Source organism: Peribacillus sp. SIMBA_075, from assembly GCF_046534585.1.
In genome coordinates this window covers 31,271-54,098 of the sequence record NZ_JAWRYN010000029.1, presented here as the reverse complement: position 1 = coordinate 54,098, position 22,828 = coordinate 31,271, and the positions used below count along the sequence as shown (strand labels likewise).

Sequence of the window (22,828 nt, the reverse complement as noted above, 5' to 3'; positions counted from 1 at the left end):
TATGACAGATAAAAAAGGGTATGAGAAAACAAAACTGGAGATTCTGCAAATTGTAGCTCCGGGTACCCCGCTTCGGGAGGGTATTGAAAATGTCCTGAGGGCAAATACGGGTGGTTTGATAGTGGTCGGATATAACGAGAAGGTTCGAACGATTGTAGATGGCGGCTTCGAAATTAACTGTAACTGTACCCCAAGTACATTGTATGAGCTGGCGAAGATGGACGGGGCCATCATTTTAAATGAAAAGGCCGATACGATCATTTTCGCAAATGCCCAATTAGTTCCCGATAATAGTACACCTTCCACAGAAACGGGAATGCGGCATCGGACAGCGGAACGTGTAGCAAGGGAGACCAAATCGTTGGTCATTGCAATCTCACAACGTCGGAATGTCATAACTTTATATCAAGGCAATTTCCGGTATGCCCTCAAAGATATAGGAGTCATACTCGCCAAGGCTAATTTAGCCATTCAAACCTTGGAAAAATACAAGGTGGTTCTACAGCAGAGCATATCGGTATTAGGAGCACTGGAGTTTGAGGAAATCGTGACCTATGCCGACCTTTTGCAGGTATTTCACCGTTATGTAATGGTACTCAGAATCAAGGCGGAGCTATTAACGTATCTTAATGAGCTTGGCACGGAAGGAAGATTGATCCGTCTGCAGATGAATGAGATCCTGGCAGATATTGAAACGGAAGGGAAGTGGCTTATCAAGGATTATACCTCCAGCAATGATGAAAAACCTGAGGAAATCATTTCTCGGCTTCAAGAGTTGGCGATGCAGGAAAAACTGGACGAAAGCATACTTCTAAAGGTGCTGGGCTATCACGGATACATACATCTTGATGAGTCAGTACACCCCCGTGGTTACCGTATACTTCATAAAATCCCACGCTTGCCGGGTTTGATCATCGAAAATTTAGTGAAACAGTTCGGAAGCTTTAGCGAAGTCAATAAAGCAACGGTTGAAAACCTTGACGATGTAGAGGGTATTGGCGAAGTCCGTGCCAATAAAATTAAAGAGGGGCTCCGTATTTTAAAAAATCAACTGGTTACAAATAGAAGGATGTAATGTGCAGCTTGCCATTAAAATTTTCCTGAATTAGCTTGAAATGAATAGTGTTTATTTTTGACACTCAAAACTCAGGGTGCTAGGCTAATATTACGAAATAGAGAAGGAGTCATATTTGTAAATCCACTAATTCCTTAGGTGAATTTCACGTATATAATGAAAACGAATTTTCGAAGGTTTCATTTTATTTTATTGGTCAATAATGAATAGAGGGAGGTGAAAGGGATGTTAAAACGCATTATACAAGCATGCTTCTTAATAGTCGGCGGAACACTTGGAATGTTACTTATTCCAGAATTATTAATTGTTTTACATGCAGATGATATTGCTTTAATAAACAATCCTTATGTAAGTGTACTGTTGGGTGCCATTATCTTTTATCTTATTACTTTTTGGGCAGTAGATCATGTGATCTATTTTATGAAGTGGCTGGAGGAACAGCTTGTTAAGATACCAATTACGGACATAATCTTTGGCAGCGTCGGTCTTTTAGTGGGGCTGCTTGCGGCGTTCCTGGTTGGCTCCGCCTTCAGTGCCATCAAGGTGGTTCCGATCATCCTTACGCTTTTATTTGGTTATCTTGGTTTCCAGGTGGGCTTTAAAAAACGGGATGAACTATTGAATCTATTCACGAAAAATAATAAGAAAAAGAATTCCGAGGGTGAAGCAGGCGAAGAGGATGAAGAGGGTTATAGCAAGCGGCTGAAGATTCTCGATACAAGCGTCATCATTGACGGCAGAATTGCGGATATCTGTCAGACAGGATTTCTAGAGGGGACCATAGTCATCCCTCAATTCGTATTAAACGAACTACAGCACATTGCCGATTCATCTGATGCCTTGAAAAGGAATCGTGGAAGACGTGGTTTGGATATCCTTAATCGGATTCAAAAAGACCTTCCGATTAAGGTGGAGATGTACGAGGGAGATTTTGAAGATATTCAGGAAGTGGACAGTAAACTGGTGAAGCTTGCCAAAATATCGGGCGGAATGGTCGTTACCAATGATTTCAATTTAAATAAAGTATGTGAGTTTCAAAATGTGGCGGTCCTTAATATCAATGACCTGGCCAATGCCGTTAAACCTGTTGTACTTCCTGGGGAAGAGATGAACGTACAGGTCATTAAGGACGGGAAAGAGCAGAACCAGGGCATCGCTTATTTAGACGATGGTACAATGATCGTTGTCGAGGGTGGCCGTGACCATATTGGAAAACGCATCGATGTACTTGTCACAAGTGTACTGCAAACCTCTGCAGGTCGTATGATATTCGCTAAACCGAAACTATTAGAAAAAGCATTATAAAGAAGAGTAGGAGAAACCGTCATGTTTTATGAAGTAGTGATACCTGCAGCAGGACAAGGAAAAAGAATGAAGGCGGGCAAGAATAAACTTTTTATTGAACTATCGGGTATCCCGATTATTGTTTATACACTACGTGTCTTCGAAGAAGATTCTGACTGTCGGGGGATTATCCTTTCGATAAACCCGGCAGAAAAGGATTATTTCAGTCAATTGATATCAAAGTATGGGCTTAAAAAGGTCAAGAAACTCGTCATGGGCGGCAAGGAGCGCCAACAAAGCGTTTATAATGGGCTGCAACATGCAGGAGAAGAAATCATCCTGGTCCATGACGGAGCTCGCCCTTTTATCGATCTAGGGCAAATCAGTGAATTGACTACCTCCGCTTCCCTTCATGGAGGTGCCGTTATTGCAGTGCCAGTTAAGGATACGATTAAAAAAGCGGCAAACAAAAAGGTATTGGAAACGGTGGAACGATCAAGCTTGTGGGCGGTACAAACTCCACAGGCTTTTCGTGTATCCATATTAAAAAGGGCGTATGAAGAGGCGGAGGCTGAAGCATTTTTAGGGACGGACGATGCAAGTTTGCTTGAACGGATCAATGAACAGGTAGTTATTATTGAGGGCAATTATGATAATATTAAAATTACGACTCAGGAAGACCTTTATTTTGCAGAAGCGATTTTACATAAAAAACATGGAAAATGATGATTGGGGAGAATGATATGTTTCGAATTGGACAAGGATATGACGTTCATCAGCTTGTTGAGGGAAGACCTTTGATTATTGGCGGAATTACTATTCCGAATGAGAAAGGTTTGCTAGGTCATTCTGATGCGGATGTCCTTCTGCATACTGTTGCTGATGCTTGCTTGGGGGCAATTGGTGCAGGGGATATCGGAAAGCATTTTCCGGATACGGATCCTGAATTTAAGGATGCCGATTCGGCAAAACTGCTGCAGTATATTTGGGCGATTGTAAAAAAAGAAGGATATACCTTAGGCAATGCGGATTGTACAATCATTGCACAAAGCCCGAAAATGGCACCATATATTGAAGCGATGCGAGGCAGGATTGCAGAACTTTTAGATGCCTCGATAGATAGAATTAATGTAAAGGCGACCACTACTGAGAAACTTGGGTTTACAGGCAGAAGCGAAGGAATCGCGGCACAGGCTGTTGTCTTATTAGTTAAATCTAACTAAATTCATTTTTAGAGTGGATGCCTTTATCCCAATGTATATAAATGATAAAATAAACAATAGAAAAGAACGACTGGGAGGTCTATATATATCATGAGCAGCGATATTCGAGTTCGCTATGCACCGAGTCCTACTGGACATTTACATATAGGTAATGCACGGACGGCTTTATTTAATTATTTATACGCACGAAATAAAGGCGGGAAGTTCATCATCCGCATTGAAGATACCGACCAAAAGAGGAATATTGAAGGCGGCGAGGAAAGTCAGCTTAAATATTTGAAATGGCTTGGAATGGACTGGGATGAAGGTGTTGATGTTGGCGGTGAATACGGTCCATATCGTCAATCCGAACGGAACGACCTTTATCAGGAATTATATCAAGAACTTTTAGGTAAGGGTTTGGCTTATAAATGCTATTGTACGGAAGAAGAGCTTGAAGCAGAGCGAGAAGGACAGGTCGAACGGAACGAAACGCCAAAATATTCAGGGAAGTGCAAGCATTTAACTGAAGAAGAGCAAGCGAAACTGGTGGCTGAAGGAAGAAAACCAAGCATTCGCTTTGCCGTTCCAGCGGGGAAAGTCCTTACTTTCAAAGATATGGTTAAGGATGACGTTTCGTTTGAAACAGATGGTTTTGGTGATTTTGTTATCGTTAAAAAAGATGGAATCCCAACCTATAACTTTGCAGTGGCAGTCGATGATCACTTGATGAAGATTTCCCATGTCCTGCGTGGTGATGACCATATCTCCAATACTCCAAAACAATTGATGATTTATGAAGCATTTGGATGGGAACCGCCGGTATTCGGACATATGACGCTGATTGTAAACGAAAGCAGGAAGAAACTGAGTAAACGTGATGAGTCGATCATTCAATTCATTGAGCAATATGAAGAGCTTGGTTATGTACCTGAAGCTTTATTCAATTTCATTACGTTACTAGGATGGTCTCCGGTCGGGGAGGAAGAGATTTTCACGAAAGAAGAGTTCATTAATCTTTTCGATGCAGATCGATTGTCTAAATCACCTGCACTTTTCGATAAGCAAAAGCTTACATGGATGAATAACCAATACGTGAAGCAATTGGACAGCGATCGTGCAGTGGAATTGTCAATGCCTCACTTAATTAAAGCAGGGAAGGTTTCGGAGACACTAACTGCTGAAGAAGCAGAGTGGGTACACGGCCTGGTTTCCCTTTTTCAAGAGCAGATGAGCTATGGAGCGGAAATAGTTGAGCTATCTGAACTGTTTTTCAAGGATGAGGTCGAGTTCGAGCCAGAAGCTAAGGAAGTGTTGGCTGAAGAACAGGTACCTGAAGTCATGAAAGCTTTCCTTCAGGAAATCGAGGGGCTTGAAGAATTTAAAGCGGACGAAATCAAGAAGTCGATAAAAGCGGTACAAAAAAGCACAGGGCATAAAGGGAAAAAATTATTCATGCCGATAAGGGCTGCCGTCACGGGTCAAACACATGGCCCTGACTTGCCTAAGGCGATTTCATTACTGGGCAAAGAAAAAATTAAACAGCGAATTCAGAGTATTTTATATTAACAATTTGTCGAAAATGTAATATAGTATTTAATAATCTTACAAAAGAACGCGTAGATGGGGAGAAGTAAGCAAACGAAGCTTTTTAGAGAGAACCATAACCTGCTGAAAGTGGTTCAAGCCTCTCGTTTTCTGAAATGCACCCTTGAGTCCTTTGCTGAACTAACCTATAGTAGGCACAGGCGGAATGTCCTCCGTTACAGGGATTAAAGTTGGGGATGAAAAAAACAGGGGAAAGCTTTACCTGCTTCGTACATCCCAAACAGAGTGGAACCGCGCTAAAAGCGTCTCTGTCTATTTGGACAGAGACGCTTTTTTATATGCTTTAAAAGCTTCAAAGGGGATGTTGGAAAAGGGACATAGGGGGGAATCATTTTGTTAAAGATGTTTAAAGAGGATATCGAAGTGGTTTTTGATCAAGATCCTGCTGCACGCAGTTATTTCGAAGTCATTTTGACGTATGCGGGTTTACATGCTATTTGGAGCCATAGGATGGCTCACGCACTATTTAAGAAGAAGTTCTTTTTCCTGGCGAGAAGTATATCTCAAATCAGTCGGTTTTTTACCGGAATTGAAATCCATCCAGGGGCCACCATTGGCCGTCGTTTCTTCATTGACCACGGAATGGGGATCGTCATTGGCGAAACTTGTGAAATTGGTGACAATGTGTCTGTCTTTCAAGGGGTAACTCTAGGGGGGACGGGAAAGGAAAAGGGAAAACGTCATCCTACGATAAAGGATAATGTGTTGATTGCAACAGGAGCAAAAGTGCTGGGTTCCATTACTGTTGGTGAAAACTCCAAAATCGGTGCCGGATCAGTCGTTTTAAAGGAAGTGCCACCTAATTCAACAGTTGTGGGCATTCCAGGTAAAGTGGTCATTCAAGATGGTATCAAAATCAACAAAGACCTAAATCATTGTGATCTTCCTGATCCAATCAGTGATCGCTTTAAGGAATTGGATAGCGAGATCAGGTCCTTAAGAGCGAAGCTGGCTGAACAGAAACAGGAAGAAAGGAGTCTATAATATGGCGATTAAAATATATAACACAGCTACAAGAAAAAAGGAAACCTTCGTCCCAATTGAAGAAGGAAAGGTGAAAATGTACGTATGTGGACCCACTGTCTACAATTACATTCATATTGGGAATGCAAGACCGGCAATCGTTTTTGATACCGTTCGTAGGTATTTGGATTACCGTGGATATGATGTGCAATTCGTTTCGAACTTTACGGATGTGGATGATAAGCTGATTCGTGCGGCAAAAGAATTGGGGGAAGATGTCCCAACCATATCAGAGCGATTCATCAAGGCTTATTTTGAAGACGTTTCGGCATTGGGCTGCAAAAAAGCGGATGCTCACCCAACCGTAATGGAGAACATGGATGCAATCATTGAATTCATCTCGGCATTAATTGAGAAAGGATTCGCTTATGAATCTGAAGGGGATGTGTATTACCGCACTCGTAAGTTTGATGGGTATGGAAAACTTTCACATCAGTCCATCGATGAGTTGCGAGTGGGGGCCCGTATTGAAATTGGGGAGAAAAAACAAGATGCCCTTGATTTTGCCCTTTGGAAAGCGGCCAAGGATGATGAAATATCTTGGGAGAGCCCATGGGGGAGAGGGCGTCCTGGCTGGCATATCGAGTGCTCCGCAATGGTCAAAAAGTATTTGGGGGATACAATCGATATTCATGCAGGAGGTCAAGATCTAGCTTTCCCGCATCATGAAAATGAAATTGCACAATCCGAAGCATTAACAGGCAAGACCTTTGCGAATTATTGGATGCATAACGGGTATATAAATATTGAGAATGAAAAAATGTCTAAGTCCTTAGGCAATTTCGTTCTTGTTCATGACATCATTCAGAAGCATGACCCACAAGTGTTACGCTTCTTCATGTTATCCGTTCATTACCGTCATCCCATCAATTATAGTGAAGAAGTGCTAGAAAATGTAAAAGCGTCTCTTGATCGGTTACGGACATCTTATCAAAACTTAAAGCATCGTCTTCAAGTAAGCGACGGATTGACTGATAATAATGATGTTTGGTTGGAGAAACTTAATGAATTACATGAACAATTCACTAAGGAAATGGACGATGATTTTAACACTGCTAATGCAATTTCCATACTCTTTGAACTTTCCAAACAGGCAAATTATTACTTGATGGAGAAAAATACAGACAAGGAAGTCATAGATGCGTTCCTTGAAAAATTCAATATCTTATTTTCTGTCCTAGGTTTGTCCCTTGAAGAAGAGGGGCTTTTGGATGAAGAAATTGAAGGTTTGATCCAGCAGAGGATTCAAGCGCGGAAAGACCGCAATTTTGGGTTATCTGATGAAATTCGTGATCGATTGAAAAACATGAACATCATATTAGAGGATACCCCTCAAGGTACAAGATGGAAAAGAGGGTAATTAATGCTTCATTACGATAGTAAGGTAGATGCTAAAATGCTGAACAGTCTTGCTTTAGCTTATATAGGTGATGCCGTATACGAAACGTATATCCGGCATCATCTCATTCAAAAAGGAGCGGTCAAGCCCAATCTTCTTCACAAAAAAGCTACATCTTTTGTAGCGGCTAAGGCTCAAAATAAAATTATCCATTTTTTCCTGGAGTCAGATTGGTTATCGGAAGAGGAATCCGCCGTCGTTCGGCGCGGCCGAAATGCAAAATCCGGTACTGTACCGAAGAATACAGATGTGCAAACGTATCGTTACAGTACAGCCTTTGAGGCACTAATGGGATTTTTGTATTTATCCGGTCGGATAGAAAGAATGGAAGAACTTATCAAAAAATCTATTGAATACATTGAAGAAGAAAAGGGGAGTAACCCATGAGCGAAGAATATATCATTGGCAGAAACCCCGTATTGGAAGCTCTTCGCTCCGAACGGGACATTAATAAAATTTGGATAGCTGAGGGCTCACAAAAAGGCTCGATGCTTCCACTCATCGGTCTGGCTAAGGAAAAGAAGGTATTCGTGCAAATCGTACCGAAGAAAAAAATTGACCAAATGGCAGAAGGCATCCATCAAGGTGTTGTCGCACAAGTGGCTGCATATGAATATGTGGAATTGGATGACTTATTTGCAAAAGCGGCTGAACGGGATGAAGCACCTTTTTTCATGATTCTTGATGAAGTTGAAGATCCGCATAATTTAGGTTCAATCATGAGGACCGCTGATGCAGTCGGGGCCCATGGAATCATCATTCCGAAAAGAAGAGCGGTGGGCTTGACGGCAACTGTGGCTAAAGCCTCGACGGGTGCAATCGAATATATTCCGGTAGCTCGCGTTACAAATTTGGCAAGGGCAGTCGAAGAGTTGAAAGAGCGTGGAGTATGGATAGTCGGTACCGATGCGAAAGGAAGCGATGATTACCGTAACATGGACGGAAAGATGCCTATTGGACTTGTTATCGGTAGTGAAGGAAAAGGTATGGCCCGGTTAATGAAGGATAAATGTGATTTTCTCATCCGTCTCCCTATGGCAGGACAAGTAACATCGTTAAATGCATCGGTAGCAGCCGGTTTATTGATGTATGAGGTTTATAGAAAAAGAAATCCCCTAGGGCAATGATGGGATGAATATTCTGTTGGTGGACGGTTATAACATTATTGGAGCCTGGCCGGAACTGAGAGAATTAAAAGAAAGGGATCTTGCTGCTGCAAGAGACCGGTTGATTGAAATGATGGCGGAATATCAAGCATTTACCGGATACCGCGTAATTATCGTATTTGATGCTCAATACGTTCAGGGAATTGCCCGTATATTCAAAAATCACAAAGTTGACGTAATTTTTACAAAAGAAAATGAGACTGCCGATGAAAGAATAGAAAAGATGGCCATTGAACTGAATAATGTCAAAACGCAAATTCAAGTGGCAACCTCTGACTTCACGGAACAGTGGGTGATCTTTGGTCAAGGGGCTCTAAGGAAATCTGCTCGTGAATTGCTTATTGAAATGGAAGAAATTCAAGGGGAAATCAAGAAAGATGTAAGAAAAACAACGACGATAAAACCTGCAGCTAAAATTCCTTTAAGTGAAGAAGTGGCAGAAATTTTCGAAAAATGGCGCCGGGGTAAAATTTGAACCATTGACGGGTAAATTTTACCTGCTGTATAATATTTCTATCTGAGTCAGGTCAGGGGGATATAATGTGGGTCTCAAATTCGGAATGAAACTGAACGAAAAGTATCTGCAGTTTGAGGATGATGAATTGATAAGGTTGGTACACACTGGAGACAGTGAAGCGCTGGATTATTTGATCCAAAAGTATCGTAATTTTGTTAGAGCAAAGGCAAGGACTTATTTCTTAATTGGTGCAGATAAGGAAGACATCGTGCAAGAAGGTATGATTGGTTTATATAAAGCCGTCCGTGATTTTAAAGGGGATAAGTTATCTTCCTTTAAAGCATTTGCAGAACTGTGCATTACGAGGCAGATCATTACAGCTATCAAAACAGCAACACGTCAAAAACATATTCCGCTCAATTCCTATGTTTCCCTGGACAAACCCATTTATGATGAGGAATCGGACCGAACTCTAATGGATATTATATCGGGTACGAAAGTTTTGGACCCGGAAGAACTGATCATCAACCAAGAAGAGTTTGACGATATCGAATTAAAGATGGCTGAGCTCCTGAGTGATCTTGAGAGAAAAGTGTTAGCTCTTTACCTGGATGGACAAACCTACCAAGAAATTTCGGAAGAGTTGAACCGGCATGTTAAGTCAATCGACAACGCCCTTCAGCGGGTGAAAAGAAAGCTCGAGCGCTATCTGGAAGTAAGGGAAATCAGTTTATAATCCCTCCGCTTTTTCCGCTTAATTTCATCTGTCCCTTCTCCACATGGTAGTTTATTATTCACTATGTTAGAAACCGATATTTTGATTTCCGGTATCCATAATGGGCTAAACCTGCTTTGATATTGACAATAAAAGACAGCCGTGATAAGGTTTTATGGATATAGTAGATAGGATAGGTGTATCTAATGCGAAAAAAAATAGTTCTTGCCTGCATTGATTGCGGTTCAAGAAATTATAGTTATGAGAGCAAACAATCGACAAGCGGCGAACGCCTGGAAATCAAGAAATTTTGCAGTACGTGCAACTCACACTCGATTCATAAAGAAACGAAATAACCGTTTTATAAATAGATTGACAGAAGCTTCTAATGCTTGGAGGTACATTCATGAAACGTTTTACCGAATTTTTCAGCGGTGTCGCTCGCGAAATGCAAAAAGTAAGCTGGCCGAAACGCAAGGAGCTTACCAAATATACAATCGTGGTAGTAACGACTGTATTGTTTATGGCTTTTTTCTTTACAGTGGTTGATTTGGGCATTTCCGAATTAATTCGCTTAGTTATTGAATAAGAGATTCGAAAATAAGGTATAATAGTGATAGAATAATATGTGTCAGCAGAAAAGCCCGGAAACGGGTTTTTTAATTTGTCTTTTTTATGAAGTGAAGAAGTTCCAAATCGAGCACTGCTGCAATATGAATCATCACAATATATTCTAGTTAAGCCGGGATGACGCCGGAATTGGCTTTTTGGCTAAAACGTTCAAAGATAAAGATTAATAAAGAAAATGATTGATTGCAGGGAGGGAAGGACTTTAAAGTCCTAACACATGGAAAAGAATTGGTATGTAGTTCACACCTATTCAGGTTACGAGAACAAAGTTAAGGCTAACTTGGAAAAACGTGTGGAAACTATGGGGATGGAAGATAAGATCTTTCGCGTTGTAGTTCCAGAAGAAGAAGAAACGGAAATGAAAGATGGCAAAAAGAAAGTGACCAAAAAGAAAGTATTTCCAGGTTATGTATTAGTTGAGATCATCATGACGGATGATTCTTGGTATGTAGTCCGGAATACACCTGGTGTAACTGGTTTCGTAGGTTCATCTGGAGCTGGGTCAAAACCGACTGCGTTGCTACCGGAAGAAATTGAAGTCGTTCTTAAACGAATGGGCGTAGATGAAAGTAAATTCGAAGTTGATTTTGAAATCGGCGAAACCGTTCAAGTCAAAGAAGGACCTTTTGCAACCTTTGCAGGGCCGATTGAAGAACTTGATAAAGATAAAGGTAAAGTAAGGGTCCTAGTCAATATGTTCGGCCGTGATACACCGGTTGAACTTGATTTTAATCAAGTGGAAAAATTATAAACGGAAAAAAACTTGAAATTACCTTTTGAAAGTGGTAAAATTTCAAAGGTCAGTATGTTTCAATTTTTAGGCCTCAACGATACAAGCATTCTTTATTAATATATAAAGAATTCAAGATGAGTGGGAGGGTATACCCCTATTACCACATCACGGACTTATAAGGAGGTGTGTCTCGTGGCTAAAAAAGTAATTAAAATGGTTAAATTGCAAATTCCTGCTGGTAAAGCGAATCCGGCACCGCCAGTCGGTCCTGCATTAGGTCAAGCTGGTGTAAACATCATGGGATTCTGTAAGGAGTTCAACGCTCGTACAGCAGATCAAGCTGGTCTAATTATTCCTGTTGAAATCACGGTATTTGAAGACCGTTCATTTACATTCATTACAAAAACTCCACCGGCTGCAGTATTGCTTAAGAAAGTAGCTGGTATCGAGTCTGGTTCTGGTGAACCTAACCGTAATAAAGTTGCTACAGTCAAGCGTGATCAAGTGCGCGAGATTGCTGAAACTAAAATGCCTGACCTAAACGCTGCAAGCGTTGAAGCTGCAATGCGTATGGTTGAAGGTACTGCTCGCAGCATGGGTATTGTCATCGAAGACTGATCCATGTAATTGCTATTTGTTTCTACGGGGTTGCGATTGATACTCGCAACCTTTATTCGTGGGAGGTTATTCCGTTAAAACCACAATTTAGGAGGATTTATATCATGGCGAAAAAAGGTAAAAAGTATCTTGAAGCAGCTAAGCTTGTAGAAGTTTCTAAGGCTTATGCTGTAACTGAAGCAATCGAAGTTGCTAAAAAAGCAAACTTCGCAAAATTCGATGCGACTGTTGAAGTGGCTTTCCGTTTAGGCGTAGACCCTAAGAAAGCTGACCAACAAATTCGTGGAGCGGTTGTTCTACCGAATGGTACTGGTAAAACTCAACGCGTATTAGTATTCGCTAAAGGCGAAAAAGCAAAAGAAGCGGAAGCTGCTGGTGCTGACTACGTTGGTGAATCTGACTTCATCAACAAAATCCAACAAGGATGGTTCGAATTCGATGTAATCGTTGCGACTCCAGACATGATGGGTGAAGTTGGTAAACTTGGCCGCGTATTAGGACCTAAAGGTTTAATGCCTAACCCTAAAACTGGCACAGTAACATTCGACGTAACAAAAGCTGTTAATGAAATCAAGGCTGGTAAAGTTGAATACCGCGTAGATAAAGCTGGAAACATCCATGCTCCAATCGGTAAAGTATCTTTCGAGGATGCTAAACTAGTGGAAAACTTCACTACTATCTATGATACATTAATGAAAGTTAAACCTGCGGCTGCTAAAGGAACTTACATGAAAAACGTTTCTGTAACAACTACAATGGGCCCTGGTGTGAAAGTTGATCCTTCTACTTTCAATAAATAATTGACATTCCAAAACTATTATTGTTATAATAAGTTTTGTTGTGAATAAATGAATATCATTTGTACCGTAGACAGTAGGTGCTCCATTCGAGCTTAATTCCCTGCCGAGGTAATTCGATAATAATAGTCCTTGACTATGACTTTTGAAATTACTGCCTTCATGTCTGCAATAGAGATGAAGGCTTTTTCTTTGAAACGGTATAAATGTTTTCAAGCAAATCTACAGGAGGTGTAAGGATGAACGCAATTATTGAACAAAAGCAAAAAATCGTTGCTGAGATTACTGATAAATTAACTGCAAGCCAATCAACAGTAGTTGTTGACTACCGTGGATTGACTGTTGCTGAATTAACAGAACTTCGTAAGCAACTTCGTGAAGCTGGCGTTGAGTTTAAGGTTTACAAAAACTCTTTAACTCGTCGTGCTGCTGAAAGTGCTGAACTTAGCACTTTGAACGAATCATTAACAGGACCAAACGCAATTGCATTCTCAAATGAAGATGTTATTGCGCCAGCAAAAATCCTTAACGATTTTGCGAAAAAACATGAAGCGTTAGAAATCAAAGCTGGAGTTATCGAAGGAAATGTTGCAACTGCAGAAGAAATTAAAGCTCTTGCAGAACTACCTTCACGCGAAGGCCTACTTTCAATGTTACTCAGCGTGCTACAAGCACCTATGCGCGGACTTGCTCTTGCTACAAAAGCAGTTGCAGATCAAAAAGAAGAACAAGGCGCGTAAGCTAACCGCTTATTTAGCCTATTGATTCAAAAAAAACCAACCATTTCGAGGAGGAAATAACAATGACTAAAGATCAAATCTTAGAAGCAGTTAAAAACATGACTGTTTTAGAATTAAACGACCTTGTAAAAGCAATCGAAGAAGAATTTGGCGTAACTGCTGCTGCACCTGTAGCTGTAGCTGCTGCTGGTGGCGCTGCTGCTGAAGAGCAAACTGAGTTTGATGTAATCCTTACATCTGCTGGAGACCAAAAAATCAAAGTTATCAAAGCTGTACGTGAAGTAACAGGTCTTGGACTTAAAGAAGCAAAAGAACTTGTTGACAACACTCCAAAAGCAATCAAAGAAGGCGCTTCTAAAGAAGAAGCTGAAGAAGTTAAAGCTAAACTTGAAGAAGTTGGAGCTGGCGTTGAAGTTAAGTAATCTTGCATAAACAAAAAGCTCGCTATCACTGGCGGGCTTTTTTCTTCATTTTAAAGAAAATGACGGAAATTTGCCGTTAATGGTTTGATTAAAAGGATTTCGTCAAACATCCCGGCATGCAAGCATCCATTCTTCAAATCTCTTCTCAATAAATCTTCAATATTCCTTTTCTGATAGGGGGAGATGACTCTGACAGAGCATTACTACTCACATAAACCGGATGTCGTAAGCAATCCGAAATTTTGGGATTTTACATTAAAGGGACGTACCTTTCGCTTCAAAAGTGATAATGGTGTTTTTTCGAAAAAAGAAGTTGATTTCGGATCGCGTCTTTTGGTTGAAAGTTTTAACCTAGATGAAGCTGTGGAAGGAGATATTCTTGATGTTGGTTGCGGTTATGGACCAATCGGAATATCGATTGCGGCAGCTTATCCCGATAGAACGATAGAAATGATTGATATAAATAGCCGGGCAGTTGAATTGTCAAAAGAAAATGCCGCTTCTAATGGGATTACAAATGTAAAGATTTACGCAAGTGATCGTTTTGACAAAGTTGGCTCCAATCAATTCGCGGCAATTCTTACGAACCCTCCCATTCGCGCAGGCAAAAGTGTAGTCCACGAAATTTTAGAAGAAGGCTATCGTAGTTTGGTGGCTGGTGGAGAATTATGGGTTGTCATTCAAAAAAAACAAGGAGCTCCATCCGCTATGGATAAAATGGAGCAATTATTTGGAAATATTGAAGTGCCCGTTAAGAAAAAAGGTTACTATATACTATTATCCAAAAAGGTTTGACTCTAAATTTTCGCTATGTTAGTATTATAAAATGCATATATATAATTCCGTTACTATGCAATTTTTATACCATTGGTGTATAACCAATGGATAATATGGGAAAAATATATAAATAATAGTTCGTTTTATGAGAAATAGTGGTTTTTAAAATAAAAACCATTTTCTTTTTGTCTATGGAAATGATTCCTTTTCCGAGGCAATTGGATCCTTATAACGCTTGATTTAAGGGGTGAATCAGTTGACAGGTCAACTTGTTCAGTATGGACGACACCGCCAACGTAGAAGTTATGCAAGAATCAGTGAGGTTTTGGATCTTCCGAATCTGATTGAAATTCAAACAGCTTCTTATCAATGGTTTCTAGATGTAGGTTTAAAGGAAATGTTCCAGGATATTTCTCCTATTGAGGATTTTACAGGTAATTTATCGTTAGAATTCATCGATTACAGCTTAGCTGAGCCGAAGTATTCTGTAGAAGAAACAAAAGAACGCGATGTTACGTATTCTGCACCGCTTCGAGTGAAAGTGCGCCTTGTTAACAAAGAAACAGGGGAAGTGAAAGACCAGGATGTATTTATGGGCGACTTCCCGCTGATGACTGAAACAGGTACATTTGTAATCAATGGTGCTGAACGGGTAATTGTATCCCAATTAGTGCGCTCACCGAGTGTTTACTACAATGGGAAAATGGATAAAAACGGTAAGCTTGGATTCTCTGCGACCGTTATTCCTAACCGTGGTGCATGGCTTGAATATGAAACAGACGCCAAGGATGTTGTGTATGTTCGAATCGATCGCACCAGGAAATTGCCTATCACGGTATTGATGCGTGCCCTTGGATTCGGAACAGATCAAGAAATCATTGATTTGATTGGAGACAACGAATACCTTCGCAACACTCTTGAAAAGGATAACACTGAGAGTGTAGATAAAGCATTGCTAGAAATCTATGAGCGTCTACGCCCAGGTGAACCACCTACTGTCGATAACGCGAAAAGTCTTTTAGTATCCCGCTTTTTTGATCCAAAACGTTATGATTTAGCAAATGTAGGTCGTTATAAAATAAACAAAAAACTGCATATTAAGAACCGTTTATTCGGACAGCGTATTGCAGAGACCTTGATTGATCCTGAAACAGGAGAAATCATCGTGGAAAAAGGTACAATGCTTGATCGTCGGACTCTTGATAGGATCCTGCCTCATATCGAAGCTGGAATCGGATTCAAAACATTCCATCCATCAGGTGGTGTAGTAGAAGAAGAAACCCTTCTTCAACCTATTAAAGTGTTTGCACCAAATGATGCTGAAGGCGAAAAAGTAATCAATATCATCGGTAATGCCTATGTGACCGACCAGGTCAAAAACATTACTCCAGCTGATATCATTTCTTCCATTAGTTATTTCTTTAACTTATTGCATGGTGTGGGAATCACGGATGACATTGACCATTTAGGTAACCGTCGTCTGCGTTCCGTTGGTGAATTGCTGCAAAACCAATTTAGAATTGGTTTATCCCGTATGGAGCGTGTCGTTCGTGAAAGAATGTCTATTCAGGATACGAATACAATTACTCCGCAGCAACTAATTAACATTCGCCCAGTAATTGCATCAATTAAAGAGTTCTTTGGAAGCTCACAGCTTTCCCAATTCATGGATCAAACGAACCCGTTGGCTGAATTGACGCATAAACGTCGTCTATCTGCATTGGGACCTGGTGGTTTGACACGTGAGCGTGCGGGCTTTGAAGTACGTGACGTTCATTATTCCCACTATGGCCGCATGTGTCCGATTGAAACGCCTGAGGGACCAAATATTGGTTTGATTAACTCATTATCCAGTTTTGCTAAGGTTAACCCATATGGCTTCATTGAAACACCATATCGCCGTGTGGATCCCGAAACAGGCAAAATTACAAGCCAAATCGATTACTTAACAGCTGATGAGGAAGACAATTATGTAGTTGCCCAAGCGAATGTACGTCTATCAGATGACGGGTCATTCCTTGATAATGACGTTGTTGCACGTTTCCGCGGTGAAAATACCGTTGTTCCGCGTGACCGCGTAGATTACATGGATGTATCTCCTAAACAGGTTGTATCTGCTGCGACAGCATGTATTCCTTTCTTGGAAAATGATGACTCCAACCGTGCCCTTATGGGAGCGAACATGCAACGTCAAGCAGTGCCTTTGCTGCAACCGGAAGCCCCTCGAGTCGGAACGGGTATGGAATATGTTTCAGCGAAAGACTCCGGTGCTGCTGTCATCTGTAAACACCCTGGTATCGTAGAACACGTTGAATCACGTGAAGTATGGGTACGTAGGGTAAGTGAAGTTGACGGACAGCAAGTAAAAGGAAATCTTGATAAATACCGTCTATTAAAATTCATTCGTTCTAACCAAGGAACGTGCTATAATCAACGCCCTATCGTAAGTGTTGGCGACAACGTTGTAAAAGGTGAGATTCTTGCTGATGGTCCTTCAATGGAAAAAGGTGAGTTAGCACTTGGACGTAACGTATTGGTTGCCTTCATGACATGGGATGGATATAACTATGAAGATGCCATCATCATGAGCGAACGATTGGTTAAAGATGATGTGTACACTTCTATTCATATTGAAGAATATGAATCTGAATCACGCGATACAAAATTAGGGCCTGAAGAAATCACCCGTGATATCCCTAATGTAGGGGAAGATGCGCTTCGTAATCTTGATGAGCGCGGAATTATCCGTGTTGGTGCAGAAGTAAAAGACGGAGACCTTTTAGTTGGTAAAGTCACTCCTAAAGGTGTAACGGAATTGACTGCTGAGGAACGTTTATTACATGCAATCTTCGGTGAAAAAGCACGTGAAGTAAGAGATACATCACTTCGTGTACCTCACGGCGGCGGTGGAATCGTTCTTGATGTTAAAGTATTTAACAGAGAAGATGGCGATGAACTTCCTCCTGGTGTAAACCAACTTGCACGTGTATATATTGTACAAAAACGTAAAATCCATGAAGGCGATAAAATGGCTGGACGACATGGTAATAAAGGGGTAATCTCCAGGATCCTTCCTGAGGAAGATATGCCTTATTTACCAGATGGCACTCCAGTCGACATCATGTTAAACCCATTGGGTGTACCTTCACGTATGAACATCGGTCAGGTGTTGGAGCTTCACTTAGGTATGGCTGCACGCGCACTTGGCATTCATGTAGCATCTCCTGTATTTGATGGTGCTACTGAGGAAGATGTTTGGGGTACGATTGAAGAAGCCGGGATGTCCCGTGATGCAAAAACTGTCCTTTATGATGGCCGTTCAGGTGAAGCATTCGACAACCGTGTATCAGTTGGTGTCATGTATATGATCAAACTGGCACATATGGTCGACGATAAACTTCATGCACGTTCAACTGGACCTTACTCCCTTGTTACGCAGCAACCACTTGGTGGTAAAGCGCAATTTGGTGGACAGCGTTTCGGTGAGATGGAAGTATGGGCACTTGAAGCTTATGGTGCTGCTTATACATTACAAGAAATCTTAACCGTTAAATCAGATGATGTCGTTGGTCGTGTTAAAACGTACGAAGCGATTGTCAAAGGTGAAAATGTCCCTGAACCAGGTGTTCCTGAGTCCTTCAAAGTATTGATTAAGGAACTTCAAAGTTTAGGATTGGATGTTAAAATTCTTAATGCCGAAGATCGTGAAATCGAAATGCGAGATTTGGAAGATGAAGAAGAAGCCAACCAAGCAGACAAGTTAAGCCTTGATTCAGAAACTAAAGATATGGTTGCTTCCGAAGTAGGGGCACCTGTCAAAGAATAAAATCAAATATAAACATATTTAGTTATATATTACCCGCTCTGACTGGCAGCAAGATGTTTCTTTGAAGATCATGCTGCCTTGTTAGAGCCTTATTGATTCAATCAACCATCATCCGGTGTATGATTGCCTGATACTTGACGGCAATCAAGGGTTAAACCTGGAGATTAAAAGGGAGGTAGGCCCCTTGTTAGACGTTAATAATTTTGAGTATATGAAAATTGGTCTTGCTTCACCAGACAAGATTCGTTCTTGGTCCCATGGAGAAGTTAAAAAACCAGAAACAATCAACTATCGTACGTTAAAGCCAGAAAAAGACGGTTTATTCTGTGAGAGAATTTTTGGTCCTCAAAAGGACTGGGAATGTCATTGTGGAAAATATAAACGTGTTCGTTATAAAGGTGTAGTCTGTGACCGTTGTGGCGTTGAAGTCACTCGTGCTAAGGTACGTCGTGAGCGTATGGGTCATATTGAGCTGGCAGCTCCGGTTTCACACATATGGTATTTTAAAGGAATCCCTAGCCGTATGGGACTTGTTCTTGACATGTCTCCACGGGCATTGGAAGAAGTTATTTACTTTGCATCTTACGTAGTAACTGAAACAGGCGATACAACTTTAGAAAAGAAACAGCTTCTTTCTGAAAAGGAATATCGTACATACCGTGAAAAATACGGTAAGAAGTTCCAAGCTGCCATGGGTGCGGAAGCTATTAAAAAACTTTTACAAGATATTGATACGGAAAAGGAAGTAGAGTCGTTGAAAGAGGAGCTTAAAACAGCTCAAGGACAACGCAGAACCCGTGCAATCAAACGCTTGGAAGTTCTTGAAGCATTCCGTAACTCCGGAAATGAGCCATCATGGATGATCCTCGACGTGCTTCCGGTCATTCCACCGGAACTTCGTCCTATGGTTCAACTTGATGGTGGACGTTTTGCCACATCTGATTTAAATGATTTATATCGCCGTGTTATCAACCGTAATAATCGGTTGAAAAGATTACTTGACCTTGGAGCGCCAAGCATTATCGTTCAAAACGAGAAGCGTATGCTGCAAGAAGCTGTCGATGCTCTTATCGATAATGGCCGTCGCGGCCGTCCGGTAACTGGACCTGGTAACCGTCCGTTAAAATCTTTATCTCACATGTTAAAAGGTAAACAAGGTCGTTTCCGTCAAAACCTTCTTGGTAAACGTGTTGATTATTCTGGTCGTTCCGTTATCGTAGTCGGACCAAACTTAAAGATGTACCAATGCGGTCTTCCGAAAGAAATGGCGATTGAATTATTCAAACCATTCGTTATGAAGGAGCTTGTTCAAAGAGGTTTAGCGCATAACATCAAATCTGCTAAACGTAAAATTGAACGTTTATCTCCTGAAATTTGGGATGTGCTAGAAGAAGTAATTAGAGAACATCCAGTACTATTGAACCGTGCACCGACTCTTCATAGACTTGGTATCCAAGCTTTTGAACCAACGTTGGTTGAAGGTCGCGCAATTCGTTTGCATCCGCTCGTGTGTACAGCTTACAACGCTGACTTTGACGGTGACCAAATGGCGGTACACGTTCCTTTGTCTTCTGAAGCCCAAGCCGAAGCACGTATGCTTATGCTTGCAGCACAGAACATTTTGAACCCTAAAGATGGTAAACCTGTCGTTACACCTTCTCAAGATATGGTATTAGGTAACTATTACTTAACTTTGGAAAGAGAAGGCGCTATCGGTGAGGGTATGATCTTTAAAGATACAAGTGAAGCATTACTCGCATACCAAAACGGATATGTACACTTGCATTCCCGTTGTGCCGTACATGCATCTTCACTAAATAATGAAACATTCACTGAAGAGCAAAACAGCCAACTTCTAATTACCACTGTCGGTAAATTGATCTTCAATGAAATTTTACCAAAATCATTCCCGTATATTAACGAACCAACACGATACAATCTGGAAACGAAAACTCCAGAGAAATATTTTGTGGAAAAGGGCGCTAATATCCCTGAATTGATTAAGGCTCAGCCTGCTATTGATCCATTCAAGAAAAAAATTCTTGGAAACATCATTGCGGAGGTCTTTAAACGGTTTAAAATTACTGAGACATCCAAAATGCTTGACCGGATGAAAGATCTTGGATTCAAATATTCGACAAAAGCTGGTATTACCGTTGGTGTGGCTGATATTGTCGTTTTAAAAGAAAAACAAGAAATCATCTCTGAGGCTCAAACAAAAGTGGATAACGTCTTAAAACAATTCAGACGTGGTCTAATCACAGAAGATGAGCGTTATGATCGTGTTATCTCAATTTGGAGTGCTGCCAAGGATACCATCCAGTCCAAACTTATGGACTCATTGGACCGACGCAACCCGATCTTCATGATGAGTGACTCCGGTGCCCGTGGTAATGCTTCTAACTTTACGCAGCTTGCTGGTATGCGTGGTTTGATGGCCAACCCGGCTGGACGTATCATTGAATTACCGATCAAATCAAGTTTCCGTGAAGGTTTAACAGTGTTGGAGTATTTCATCTCCACACATGGTGCGCGTAAAGGTCTTGCCGATACAGCACTTAAAACAGCCGATTCCGGTTACCTTACTCGTCGACTTGTTGACGTTGCCCAAGATGTCATCATCCGTGATGACGATTGTGGAACGGACCGCGGCTTGAAAATTTCAGCCTTGAGAGAGGGTACTGAAATAATTGAGCATCTTGAAGAGCGCCTAATTGGCCGTTATGCAAGAAAAGCGATCAGACATCCGGAAACAAATGAAGTAATCGTGGCTGAAAACGACCTTATTACTGAAGATCTTGCGAACTATATTGAATCACTTGGAATTGAAACAGCGTGGATCCGTTCTGCCTTTACATGTAACACCAGCCATGGTGTATGTAAAAAATGTTATGGACGCAACCTGGCTACCGGTCAAGAAGTTGAAGTGGGCGAAGCAGTCGGTATTATTGCCGCTCAATCAATCGGTGAACCTGGTACACAGTTAACGATGCGTACATTCCATACTGGTGGGGTTGCTGGAGACGATATCACTCAAGGTCTTCCTCGTATCCAAGAAATATTTGAAGCGAGAAACCCTAAAGGTCAAGCTGTCATTTCCGAAATCGAAGGAACGGTCGTTTCGATTAACGAAATTCGGGATAAACAACAGGAAATCGTTGTTCAAGGAGCAGTTGAATCACGCACATATACTGCACCGTACACAGCGCGCTTAAGAGTAACTGTTGATACTCCTGTCCGTCGCGGTGAAGAGCTAACAGAGGGTTCTATCGATCCGAAAGAGTTGCTGAAGGTTACAGATGTACTTACTGTGCAGGAATACCTGCTTCATGAAGTTCAAAAAGTATACCGGATGCAAGGGGTTGAAATCGGTGATAAACACATCGAGGTAATGGTTAGACAAATGATGCGTAAAGTCCGTGTACTTGATGCAGGTGAAACTGAAGTGCTTCCAGGAACATTATTGGATGTTAACCAGTTTACTACAGCAAACACTGATGCATTGCTGACTAACAAATTACCAGCTACAGGACGCCCTGTACTACTAGGTATCACAAAAGCATCACTAGAAACGGATTCCTTCTTGTCCGCCGCTTCATTCCAAGAAACAACTAGAGTCTTGACTGATGCAGCAATAAAAGGAAAACGTGATGAATTGCTAGGACTTAAAGAGAATGTCATCATCGGTAAACTAGTCCCTGCAGGAACAGGAATGCTTCGATACAGAAAAGCAAACCCGGTCGTTGTAAGTGATGAAAGTGCCGATACAGTAACAGTGGACTAAAAGAAAAAGGACCAGCTCGATAAGTAAACTGAAAACCGAACTCCTGGATTCTTGGAGCTGAAGGCTCAGAATTTATTGAGCTGGTCTCTCTTATTACTCATGGCTGACTGAAGCCGTATGAGGACCAATATATTCACTTTAGACATAGTGAAAATAGTAATGGAATTATGTAAGGAAAACCTTTTGCTAGAATTATTTTTTGAAAGAAGTTGACAGTATCCGACTATTAATGATACTATAGCAAAGGTGCTCCTATGTTACCCTGTAACTTTGGAGGATATGGACCATGTCTTATGAAAAAGTAATACAGGCAAAGTCAGTGATTATAGGGACGAAACAAGCAGTTAGAGCTCTTAAAAACAATTTAATTCAAGAAGTTATCATCGCTGATGATGCAGATATATACTTGACTGGGCGTGTCGTTGAGACCGCTAAAGAATTGGATGTTCCTATCACATATGTTGATTCGATGAGAATGCTTGGCAAAGCATGTGGTATTGATGTCGGAGCAGCAACTGTTGCCATTAAAAAGTAAAAATGTTTTTGCAATTATATTTGCAAAGACTTTGTTT

At 41.1% G+C, this 22,828-nt stretch carries 22 protein-coding genes and 2 other annotated features; all 22 genes read left to right on the top strand.

Annotated features, from left to right (window positions below; translation table 11 throughout):
• Window position 1: 1 nt before the first annotated feature.
• The 22 genes from disA (at window position 2) to SB775_RS18745 (ending at window position 22,791) form a co-directional block, all read left to right on the top strand.
• Window positions 2–1,075 carry a DNA integrity scanning diadenylate cyclase DisA gene (gene disA / locus SB775_RS18850; RefSeq protein ID WP_061440362.1) on the top strand — a complete coding sequence of 358 codons (1,074 nt, stop codon included), beginning with the start codon at window positions 2–4 and terminating at the stop codon, window positions 1,073–1,075.
• 225 nt (window positions 1,076–1,300) lie between these two features.
• Window positions 1,301–2,380, top strand: coding sequence for a PIN/TRAM domain-containing protein (locus SB775_RS18845; protein ID WP_061440363.1), 1,080 nt, complete (start codon window positions 1,301–1,303; stop codon window positions 2,378–2,380).
• Window positions 2,381–2,401: 21 nt separating this feature from the next.
• On the top strand, window positions 2,402–3,085 hold the full coding sequence (gene ispD, locus SB775_RS18840) for a 2-C-methyl-D-erythritol 4-phosphate cytidylyltransferase (protein ID WP_410862740.1): 684 nt from the start codon (window positions 2,402–2,404) through the stop codon (window positions 3,083–3,085).
• A 17-nt stretch (window positions 3,086–3,102) separates the two neighbouring features.
• Window positions 3,103–3,582: a 2-C-methyl-D-erythritol 2,4-cyclodiphosphate synthase gene (ispF, locus tag SB775_RS18835; RefSeq protein WP_089364067.1), complete on the top strand. Its 480-nt coding sequence runs from the start codon at window positions 3,103–3,105 to the stop codon at window positions 3,580–3,582.
• Window positions 3,583–3,672: 90 nt separating this feature from the next.
• On the top strand, window positions 3,673–5,130 hold the full coding sequence (gene gltX / locus SB775_RS18830; protein WP_061440366.1) for a glutamate--tRNA ligase: 1,458 nt from the start codon (window positions 3,673–3,675) through the stop codon (window positions 5,128–5,130).
• Window positions 5,131–5,172: 42 nt separating this feature from the next.
• Window positions 5,173–5,422 (top strand) — a binding site (T-box leader).
• 80 nt (window positions 5,423–5,502) lie between these two features.
• Window positions 5,503–6,153, top strand: a complete 651-nt coding sequence (cysE, locus tag SB775_RS18825) for a serine O-acetyltransferase (RefSeq protein WP_089364070.1) — start codon at window positions 5,503–5,505, stop codon at window positions 6,151–6,153.
• A 1-nt stretch (window position 6,154) separates the two neighbouring features.
• Window positions 6,155–7,552 (top strand): cysteine--tRNA ligase, encoded by a 1,398-nt coding sequence (cysS, locus tag SB775_RS18820; protein ID WP_089364071.1) that lies wholly within the window; start codon window positions 6,155–6,157, stop codon window positions 7,550–7,552.
• A 3-nt stretch (window positions 7,553–7,555) separates the two neighbouring features.
• Window positions 7,556–7,978: a Mini-ribonuclease 3 gene (locus tag SB775_RS18815; protein ID WP_034305071.1), complete on the top strand. Its 423-nt coding sequence runs from the start codon at window positions 7,556–7,558 to the stop codon at window positions 7,976–7,978.
• Window positions 7,975–8,718, top strand: a complete 744-nt coding sequence (gene rlmB / locus SB775_RS18810; protein ID WP_061440370.1) for a 23S rRNA (guanosine(2251)-2'-O)-methyltransferase RlmB — start codon at window positions 7,975–7,977, stop codon at window positions 8,716–8,718. Before SB775_RS18815 ends, rlmB begins: the two co-directional genes overlap by 4 nt.
• Window positions 8,719–8,722: 4 nt before the next feature.
• Window positions 8,723–9,232, top strand: a complete 510-nt coding sequence (locus SB775_RS18805) for an NYN domain-containing protein (protein WP_061440371.1) — start codon at window positions 8,723–8,725, stop codon at window positions 9,230–9,232.
• An 85-nt stretch (window positions 9,233–9,317) separates the two neighbouring features.
• Window positions 9,318–9,950 (top strand): RNA polymerase sporulation sigma factor SigH, encoded by a 633-nt coding sequence (sigH, locus tag SB775_RS18800; RefSeq protein ID WP_089364078.1) that lies wholly within the window; start codon window positions 9,318–9,320, stop codon window positions 9,948–9,950.
• A gap of 185 nt (window positions 9,951–10,135) precedes the next feature.
• Complete coding sequence (gene rpmG, locus SB775_RS18795; RefSeq protein WP_081108654.1) at window positions 10,136–10,285, top strand: 50S ribosomal protein L33; 150 nt, start codon at window positions 10,136–10,138, stop codon at window positions 10,283–10,285.
• A gap of 50 nt (window positions 10,286–10,335) precedes the next feature.
• Window positions 10,336–10,518: a preprotein translocase subunit SecE gene (gene secE, locus SB775_RS18790; RefSeq protein WP_061440373.1), complete on the top strand. Its 183-nt coding sequence runs from the start codon at window positions 10,336–10,338 to the stop codon at window positions 10,516–10,518.
• Window positions 10,519–10,776: 258 nt separating this feature from the next.
• On the top strand, window positions 10,777–11,310 hold the full coding sequence (gene nusG / locus SB775_RS18785) for a transcription termination/antitermination protein NusG (RefSeq protein ID WP_061440374.1): 534 nt from the start codon (window positions 10,777–10,779) through the stop codon (window positions 11,308–11,310).
• A 174-nt stretch (window positions 11,311–11,484) separates the two neighbouring features.
• Complete coding sequence (gene rplK, locus SB775_RS18780; RefSeq protein ID WP_034305057.1) at window positions 11,485–11,910, top strand: 50S ribosomal protein L11; 426 nt, start codon at window positions 11,485–11,487, stop codon at window positions 11,908–11,910.
• Window positions 11,911–12,014: 104 nt separating this feature from the next.
• The gene (gene rplA, locus SB775_RS18775; protein WP_061440375.1) at window positions 12,015–12,710 is read left to right on the top strand and encodes a 50S ribosomal protein L1; all 696 of its coding nucleotides are present in this window, start codon (window positions 12,015–12,017) and stop codon (window positions 12,708–12,710) included.
• 46 nt (window positions 12,711–12,756) lie between these two features.
• Window positions 12,757–12,907, top strand: a sequence feature (ribosomal protein L10 leader region).
• A gap of 39 nt (window positions 12,908–12,946) precedes the next feature.
• Window positions 12,947–13,447: a 50S ribosomal protein L10 gene (gene rplJ, locus SB775_RS18770; RefSeq protein ID WP_061440376.1), complete on the top strand. Its 501-nt coding sequence runs from the start codon at window positions 12,947–12,949 to the stop codon at window positions 13,445–13,447.
• A 62-nt stretch (window positions 13,448–13,509) separates the two neighbouring features.
• Complete coding sequence (gene rplL, locus SB775_RS18765) at window positions 13,510–13,869, top strand: 50S ribosomal protein L7/L12 (protein ID WP_053349071.1); 360 nt, start codon at window positions 13,510–13,512, stop codon at window positions 13,867–13,869.
• A gap of 189 nt (window positions 13,870–14,058) precedes the next feature.
• Window positions 14,059–14,664 carry a class I SAM-dependent methyltransferase gene (locus tag SB775_RS18760; RefSeq protein ID WP_410862743.1) on the top strand — a complete coding sequence of 202 codons (606 nt, stop codon included), beginning with the start codon at window positions 14,059–14,061 and terminating at the stop codon, window positions 14,662–14,664.
• A gap of 238 nt (window positions 14,665–14,902) precedes the next feature.
• Window positions 14,903–18,472: a DNA-directed RNA polymerase subunit beta gene (gene rpoB / locus SB775_RS18755; protein ID WP_061440377.1), complete on the top strand. Its 3,570-nt coding sequence runs from the start codon at window positions 14,903–14,905 to the stop codon at window positions 18,470–18,472.
• Between the two features lie 184 nt (window positions 18,473–18,656).
• Entirely contained in the window at window positions 18,657–22,256 is a 3,600-nt protein-coding gene (gene rpoC, locus SB775_RS18750) for a DNA-directed RNA polymerase subunit beta' (RefSeq protein ID WP_061440378.1), read from the top strand.
• Window positions 22,257–22,542: 286 nt separating this feature from the next.
• Complete coding sequence (locus SB775_RS18745) at window positions 22,543–22,791, top strand: 50S ribosomal protein L7ae-like protein (protein WP_034305040.1); 249 nt, start codon at window positions 22,543–22,545, stop codon at window positions 22,789–22,791.
• Window positions 22,792–22,828 lie beyond the last annotated feature (37 nt).